This is a genomic window from Flavobacterium sp., from assembly GCF_028712645.1.
GTDB lineage: Bacteria > Bacteroidota > Bacteroidia > Flavobacteriales > Flavobacteriaceae > Flavobacterium.
Genome location: NZ_JAQTPQ010000191.1, coordinates 1 through 6,885, shown reverse-complemented (window position 1 = coordinate 6,885; position 6,885 = coordinate 1). Strand labels below are relative to the sequence as shown.

The window sequence follows — 6,885 nt, the reverse complement described above, 5'->3', positions numbered from 1 at the left end:
CATGTTGAATTCATTTCTTTTTCAAAAATAAAATTATTAGGTAAATTATGAGATATTATGATGTTAGTGAAGATCTTTCAAGTTTTGAAGATTGGCATATAAATTTATTAAAAGCTAACCCAAGCTATAATAATTGGGGACCACACGAAGATTACATGATTAATGATAGTCAATGGGGATCTCCATTATTTATCAAAAATTGGCAAGAATTTGAAACTGAATGGAAATTGAATGATTTAAACGAATGTGTTAATTTTTATTTTGATATATCAAAAAATACTATCGAGTGCGAAGAATGTGATGGTAGAGGTTGGCACAAAGAAGCTTTGCCTGTTGTTAATTCTTTTTATAAACATATGAATAAGGATTACTATGTTTGGAAAGATCATAATGAATTACCTGTTATTGATATGAAATATTTGTATGATCACCCAGAAGCTTTATTTTGGCATGATAAAATAACACAAGATGAATTAGATGCGTTGTTGACTGCAAATAGATTATTTGAATATAAAAATAATGTACCAACGGTAGATGAAGTAAATAGAAGTGAAATAACTGGTTTAGGTCATGATGCTATTAACAGAAATATTTTGACGAGAGCAAGAATAAAGAGACTTGGATTACAAGAAAATTGTGAATGTTGCCAAGGTAAAGGATATATTGAAATTAGTCCAATACCTATTGTGAAATTGGTGTTATGGATGATTCATCCTAAAAAAGGTTGTTCACGTGGTATTGAAATTTACAATATCACTAAAAACGATTTACCTATGATTTTTGATTGGCTGAATATTGCAAAAAATAGAAATAATGATAGATTTTCTTCAATAGAATTATTAAGATGAATAATATTTTTAATGATATCAGAAGAGCGGTATTTGAATATGAGATATCTACCGGTTTAACTCCAACTAGAATTTATTTAGGTATAAATGAATATGCTGAAATAAAATCTAATTTTGAAAATTTTGACTGGAATAAAAACGACGATAATATCGAATTTTTATTAGGTTATAAAATATACAAAGTTATTGATAACAATCATCATATAAGAGTTTGTAATTGATGTCACAAGAAAAAAATCAAAATAAGATTGAATTTTTATTAGAATGTTTAATAGGATTAGTTGAGTTCCTTGGATCCATAATTGAAGGTATTTCTGGATGAATAATTACATAAAATATGTAAATATGGATAGTAATGCTCCTGAATATTATTTATCTGAAAAACAAATTTTATCGTGGCAAGGTGGTATATTTTATGAACTTCCTGATTATATTGGTGAATTGAAACCAATTCACTATCCAGTTTCAATGAAAGATGTGTTATTTGAATATACTAAAAAATATCAATATTGCTTAGTAAAAGATATATTATATTCAATTGTAGTATATTATCATTTTTCGGATCTAAATCGTGTTAGATAATAAGATTTTCATAACTGAATTATTTCGTATTTCTGATGATTCATCAAAATATATTGTTGGTGTATTTGATAATATTGATGATGCTTTTAAAGCAGGAAAAATCGCTAAACATTATAGAGGTGGTATGATATGGGATTTTATCGTACACGAATTCAAATTAAATAAATTTAATCAAAAACATTTGATACAATATAAAAAAGACTATGAGTTGGAAACCAATTAAAACCGCTCCGTTCAAAAAAGTTGTTTTATTGAAAGGGGATTCAGGGTATATGAAACCACATGATATTTTTATTATCAATGGTTATAGAATTAAAGATTGGCATCAAGGGGAATGGAATGATGTAACTGGTACACATTTAAGTGACCGCGGTTGGGAACCTCAATATTGGAGAGAAATAGATGAATAAAAAATTAATAGATTTATTAAGAAAGAACTTTAAAGAACGTCTACAGTTAAAAACGAGCTGGGGTAGAAATGATTTATTAGCTGAATTTGAATTAGCTATAAATGATACTATTTTAGAATTGATGGATGATTCTAAATGAGATATAAAATATTTAGATGGTTTAAATCTAAATCTAAAGTTGAACATGGTGAAATTGTACCAACATGGTTATTTTTTATTAAAATAATACTTTTTCCTGAGCAGTTTTTATATTATTATATAGGAAAACATACAGGATATGATTTCAATACCGATACGTGGAATATACATGGAATACGATATAGTGATGAATTACTAGGTGATTTAGGAATGCTATATAATGGATTATTTACAGTTGTAAAAAGAGAAAACGGCTGTATTACTATACATAGATTGGAATAATTTTAAGGAAGTTTACATTATATGTTTCATTTATATGAAGGGAATTGTTTAGATATAATGTCAGAGATTGCGGATAAGAGTATTGATATGATTCTATGCGATCTACCTTATGGCACTACATCATGTGAATGGGATGTTATCATTCCATTCGATGAATTATGGTTAGAATATAATAGAGTCATAAAAGATAATGGTGCTATAGTTTTAACAGGAGCATAACCATTTACGAGTAAATTGATCTTGAGTAATATTGAAATGTTTCGATATGAATGGATTTGGGAAAAGAATTATACAACTGGACACATGAGAGCTTCATATCGTCCCCTAAATAATCATGAAAATTTAGTTGTATTTTATAAAAAACAACCTACATATAATCCTCAAGGTATTGTAGAATCAAATAAAAAAATTAAACAAAAATTGACAACTTTGAGTAATAGTGTTTATAAAGACAATTGTTTTAAAGATACTGAAGAATATATTCAAAAATATACGAATTACCCGAGAACTATTCAGAAAATAGGTTTACCGAGAAATAGTGGTGGAAATAAAAGTTTACATCCCACACAAAAACCAGTATTATTGATGGAGTATTTAATAAAAACTTATACTAATGAAGATGATTTAGTTTTAGATAATTGTATGGGATCAGGTTCAACCGGAGTAGCGTGTGGAAATCTTAATAGAAGATTTATAGGAATTGAATTGAATCCTGAATTTTTTAAAATCGCTGAAAACAGAATTAAACAATCGTATAACAATATCAGCAATATTATTTTTGAATAGATTATGAAAAAAATAGAGGAAAAAGAAATCAGGATTAGTTTACAAGAAGCTAAAAGAAAACATCATAGGTATTGGGGAAGATATAAATTTATTCATGCTAAATATTTTCCAAAAAGATTTTTAGAAAAGTAAAAAGAGTATTATAATTGTGAGTCCAACAATAGTGTGTCAAGCTCTTAAAGAAGAACGATATTATCAATTATTTTGTATAGTTAAAAGTGGATATGCCACAATTGATCAACAAATAGAATTTACTAATATTTGTAATGATTTGTTTAAAGAATTGATTGAAGATAATAAAGAAATTTTTGTGCGTTTAAAAAATATTTGAGAAGAGGTTTTATTATGAAATTGCAAGATATAAAAGTTATAGATGTATTATACTGGGTAAATATCATTAGTTTATTTTCAATCAACGGAATATTGTGGGGTGCTAGTAATTTAATTCATATTCCGATATTGGCTTTGATATCATTAGTTATTTTTGCTAATATCATGTTTGTTAAAGAATATAAAAAATAATCATGAAAGAATATATTAAAATTAAGCAAGGGGATTTTGTTTATTATATCAACAAATTACAAGAAACACAGATTAATGATATAATTTTAAAACAAAAAATGAGAGGATTGAATTATGATAGATCCGAAAAATATAATCATGAATTATTATTGATATCAGATTTTTGTGTTTCTTTATCAAATAATACCTTATTTAAAAATAGGGCATCATCGGTAGATATTTTAGATGTATATACAGGAATCAAAAAAGATGCACTAAATATAACAATTGAAACTTTGCGACAAATATCCGATATACCAAGAAATAGCCGGGCAAAACGTAATGCTAGTGCTACACTTAAATTTTTAGAAAGTTTAGGTATAATATGAGTTGTTATATTGATAAATATATGCATGATAAATCAGAATATGATTCTTGTGATATTACAGATTGCTTTGCTGCTGAAGAATTACATATTACTGATAAAAAATACTGCCCTTATTGGAAGGAAATTCCAAAAGGATTTATTGATAGAGTTGATTTAGCAAATATCAATAAATCATTAGATGTAGATATTTTTAAAGAAGAAGATGATTATATTTTATGGGCTTATAATAGAATACAATTTTTAGAATACCAATTACGAAAAATATATGAAGGAATTTCATGAAAAAAGATGCTATAATTGTTGATATTGATGGAACTATTGCACACGGGCATAATCATAGAACGCCATACGAATTTCATAAGGTTCATTTAGATGATCCAGATCCTCATTTAATTTTAATCACAGAAACTTTTAATCAAGTAGGGAACGATGTATTATTTGTGACTGGTCGTTCTGATATTTGTGAAGATTTGACTAGAAAATGGCTAGATGATAAAGTAGATATTGGTGAATATAAACTTTTCATGCGTGGACAATATGATAGACGATGTGATACAATTGTTAAACGTGAAATTTATGAAAATCATATTCAACCATATTATAATGTTCAACTTGTATTAGATGATCGTCCAAAAGTTATCCGTATGTATCTCGAATTAGGGTTGAAAGTTTTAGCTACAGGAAATCCATATAAGGAATTCTAAATGATCCATTTCGATTTCATATTATCTGATAATGATGCTGAAAATTTATTTTATTTACTTCATAGAAATATCATTGAAAAACACTTGAAAATTCAAAAAGCGATTATTGATGAAGATACAGCTTTACAAAAAGTATATGAAAATGATATAATTTATATCGAAGAATTGAAAAGTAAATTGATTAATAAAAGGATAGAAAATAATGTTACAACAAATATTTGATGAATTATTAACAACAAATTCAACAAAAGAAAAAGAGCAGATATTGCGCAAATACAAAGATAACCAACTATTGCGAGAAGTATTATATCATGCACTTAGCCCAAGAGTGAAATTTTATATTAAAAAAATCCCTGATTATGTGGGATCACTTAATCCAACTATGAAATTAAATGATGCTATAACTGAGTTACAGATTTTATCAAGTAGACAATTCACTGGTAATGCGGCGATTGATTATTTACGTTCTATTTTATCTTCATTAAGCGAATTTGATGCATTTGTTATTGAACGAATTATTGAAAAAGATATCAAATTAGGATTTAACGTTTCAACGACTAATAAAGTATGGCCAAAATTGATTGAAGAAACTCCTTATATGGGTGCATCTTCATTTGATAAAAAGAAAATTCAAAAATTGATTGATAGTGATAAAAAAGGTATTGTTTCACAAATAAAAATGGATGGTAGATATTGTAATCTTATCAATACACATGAAGAAGTAATAACAGAAAGTAGAAGCGGCGAAATAACTCATATTTTCAATACTTTTGATGAATTATTCTGTAATATACCAGAAAGAGTATTTAATGGTGAATTGATTATGGATGGTATCAATAGGTATGAATCAAATGGTATCATCGCAAGTATCGTGGATATTTGTAAAAAAGAAAAAAATGGTAATGATATTTCAAAAGAAAAAGAAAAATTTACAAAAAAGCACGAATTAGATTTTGAAGATGCTATCAATAAAATCATATTTGTGACGTGGGATGTTATTACTATTGATGAATATAATAATGCTATAAGTGAACGAGATTATGATGAAAGATGGCACGAATTATCATTATTGATATCGCAGATAAATTCTCCTCGAGTCAGATTAGTTGAATCAAAAAGGGTTGCTAATATGAATGATATGATGGAAGATTTTAAAGAGAAATTATCAAATGGCGAAGAAGGTACTATTATAAAAGGATTGAGTACAAAATGGAAAGATGGAAAACCTAATACTCAAATAAAAGTAAAGTTAGAAATGTCGATGGATTTGGTTATCGTGGGATATAACCAAGGCAAAAAGGGTACTAGATTAGAACAAACTCTTGGGTCATTAATATGTGAATCTGCTGATGGGAAGTTGAAAACCGATCCAGCAGGATTGAGTGATGAAATTAGAGATGTTATTTGGAAAAATAGAGAATTATTATTGAATACAACTGTAGAAATTATTTGTTCAGGGGTATCAGTTACCGATAATGGGTATAGCTTATTACATCCGAGATTTTTTCGACTCAGGGATGATAAAAATAGTGCCAATACATTAGAAGAAATTTTGGCGATTGAAGCAAGTATAAAACAAATAAATTAATTTGACATATTTATAAATATAAATTATAATTTATTTGTATTTTAAATAACTGAGTGAGTACATATCATGAATATTCAAATTATCAAAGCCGCGATAGAATCTTTAAGAGATAAAAATCAAGAAAGATATTTTCTCGCACTACAAAAAGACGGTTATGATGAATTAGATAAAAAACCAACTGTTGACTCTGACGGTAGATTACACGCTCCGTGTGATAATTATACTTGGATAGATGGGGTTATTTATTTGGGAGGTATGTATTTACCGGATCCATATCTCGAAAAATTTGATTTATTAGGTCAAAAATCAAAAGCATATACATATAAAATAAAAATCGCAAAATATCTTGAAGAAATGTTATCAAATTTTCTTCCTGGTACTGTTGGAAAATCTTGGATTGAAAATGATATTGAAGTATGTTATTTTTATGCTCTCGTAACAAGAAGCGAATTAAAATTACTTACTGATCTAATTCCAAATGTTACAACTAAGAAAATCGTACTCGTATCTGAATTCGGTAATCCAGATAACCAAAAAACCTGGAAATTTTCCTCTAAAAGAATATGGAGAAAATTCATAGATATGAATATTGATGATATTGATTTTCTGGCACCAGGCGTTGATATTAGAATAAATGAGAAAGGTGAAGCATATTCTC

At 27.3% G+C, this 6,885-nt stretch carries 17 protein-coding genes; all 17 read left to right on the top strand.

The genetic code is table 11. The features are described from left to right. Positions 1-47 precede the first annotated feature (47 nt). Complete coding sequence (locus PHC28_RS13580; RefSeq protein WP_300101603.1) at positions 48-848, top strand: hypothetical protein; 801 nt, start codon at positions 48-50, stop codon at positions 846-848. Continuing rightward, complete coding sequence (locus PHC28_RS13575; RefSeq protein WP_300101601.1) at positions 845-1,069, top strand: hypothetical protein; 225 nt, start codon at positions 845-847, stop codon at positions 1,067-1,069. Before PHC28_RS13580 ends, PHC28_RS13575 begins: the two co-directional genes overlap by 4 nt. Positions 1,070-1,166: 97 nt before the next feature. Further along, a complete protein-coding gene (locus PHC28_RS13570) occupies positions 1,167-1,430 on the top strand; it encodes a hypothetical protein (RefSeq protein WP_300101597.1) in 264 nt (87 codons plus the stop codon). Beyond that, positions 1,420-1,653 (top strand): hypothetical protein, encoded by a 234-nt coding sequence (locus tag PHC28_RS13565; protein WP_300101595.1) that lies wholly within the window; start codon positions 1,420-1,422, stop codon positions 1,651-1,653. Before PHC28_RS13570 ends, PHC28_RS13565 begins: the two co-directional genes overlap by 11 nt. After that, on the top strand, positions 1,634-1,840 hold the full coding sequence (locus PHC28_RS13560; protein WP_300101593.1) for a hypothetical protein: 207 nt from the start codon (positions 1,634-1,636) through the stop codon (positions 1,838-1,840). Before PHC28_RS13565 ends, PHC28_RS13560 begins: the two co-directional genes overlap by 20 nt. After that, a complete protein-coding gene (locus tag PHC28_RS13555) occupies positions 1,833-1,979 on the top strand; it encodes a hypothetical protein (protein WP_300101589.1) in 147 nt (48 codons plus the stop codon). Before PHC28_RS13560 ends, PHC28_RS13555 begins: the two co-directional genes overlap by 8 nt. Continuing rightward, entirely contained in the window at positions 1,976-2,260 is a 285-nt protein-coding gene (locus PHC28_RS13550) for a hypothetical protein (RefSeq protein ID WP_300101585.1), read from the top strand. The genes PHC28_RS13555 and PHC28_RS13550 overlap by 4 nt, the downstream gene beginning before the upstream one ends. Positions 2,261-2,347: 87 nt before the next feature. Beyond that, complete coding sequence (locus PHC28_RS13545) at positions 2,348-2,479, top strand: hypothetical protein (RefSeq protein WP_300101582.1); 132 nt, start codon at positions 2,348-2,350, stop codon at positions 2,477-2,479. Between the two features lie 21 nt (positions 2,480-2,500). Further along, positions 2,501-3,046, top strand: a complete 546-nt coding sequence (locus PHC28_RS13540; RefSeq protein ID WP_300101579.1) for a site-specific DNA-methyltransferase — start codon at positions 2,501-2,503, stop codon at positions 3,044-3,046. Positions 3,047-3,049: 3 nt separating this feature from the next. Beyond that, positions 3,050-3,178, top strand: coding sequence for a hypothetical protein (locus PHC28_RS13535; protein ID WP_300101575.1), 129 nt, complete (start codon positions 3,050-3,052; stop codon positions 3,176-3,178). Between the two features lie 16 nt (positions 3,179-3,194). After that, a complete protein-coding gene (locus tag PHC28_RS13530; RefSeq protein WP_300101572.1) occupies positions 3,195-3,377 on the top strand; it encodes a hypothetical protein in 183 nt (60 codons plus the stop codon). A 193-nt stretch (positions 3,378-3,570) separates the two neighbouring features. Then, a complete protein-coding gene (locus PHC28_RS13525; protein ID WP_300101569.1) occupies positions 3,571-3,936 on the top strand; it encodes a hypothetical protein in 366 nt (121 codons plus the stop codon). Continuing rightward, positions 3,933-4,217, top strand: a complete 285-nt coding sequence (locus PHC28_RS13520) for a hypothetical protein (RefSeq protein ID WP_300101566.1) — start codon at positions 3,933-3,935, stop codon at positions 4,215-4,217. The genes PHC28_RS13525 and PHC28_RS13520 overlap by 4 nt, the downstream gene beginning before the upstream one ends. After that, positions 4,214-4,639: a hypothetical protein gene (locus PHC28_RS13515; protein ID WP_300101563.1), complete on the top strand. Its 426-nt coding sequence runs from the start codon at positions 4,214-4,216 to the stop codon at positions 4,637-4,639. Before PHC28_RS13520 ends, PHC28_RS13515 begins: the two co-directional genes overlap by 4 nt. After that, positions 4,640-4,861, top strand: coding sequence for a hypothetical protein (locus tag PHC28_RS13510; protein ID WP_300101560.1), 222 nt, complete (start codon positions 4,640-4,642; stop codon positions 4,859-4,861). Further along, positions 4,842-6,227 (top strand): hypothetical protein, encoded by a 1,386-nt coding sequence (locus PHC28_RS13505; RefSeq protein WP_300101557.1) that lies wholly within the window; start codon positions 4,842-4,844, stop codon positions 6,225-6,227. The genes PHC28_RS13510 and PHC28_RS13505 overlap by 20 nt, the downstream gene beginning before the upstream one ends. Positions 6,228-6,293: 66 nt before the next feature. After that, positions 6,294-6,885, top strand: a 592-nt coding sequence (locus PHC28_RS13500; RefSeq protein ID WP_300101554.1) for a hypothetical protein, incomplete at its 3' end; no start/stop codon positions are given.